The organism is Leclercia sp. AS011 (genome assembly GCF_037152535.1).
Taxonomy (GTDB): domain Bacteria; phylum Pseudomonadota; class Gammaproteobacteria; order Enterobacterales; family Enterobacteriaceae; genus Enterobacter.
Genome location: NZ_JBBCMA010000027.1, coordinates 1 through 234 on the forward strand (window position 1 = coordinate 1; position 234 = coordinate 234).

General features: G+C 50.9%; 1 rRNA gene. It reads right to left on the reverse strand.

The window, feature by feature from the left end:
- Positions 1 to 201: ribosomal RNA gene (locus WFO70_RS22370) — 16S ribosomal RNA — on the reverse strand; the annotation flags it as partial.
- Positions 202 to 234 lie beyond the last annotated feature (33 nt).

A 234-nucleotide genomic window follows, 5' to 3' on the forward strand; every position in this document is an offset into this window, starting at 1 on the left:
CCTCTTTGGTCTTGCGACGTTATGCGGTATTAGCTACCGTTTCCAGTAGTTATCCCCCTCCATCAGGCAGTTTCCCAGACATTACTCACCCGTCCGCCGCTCGTCACCCGGAGAGCAAGCTCTCCTGTGCTACCGCTCGACTTGCATGTGTTAGGCCTGCCGCCAGCGTTCAATCTGAGCCATGATCAAACTCTTCAATTTAAGTTTGATGCTCGTGAATTAAACTTCGTAATG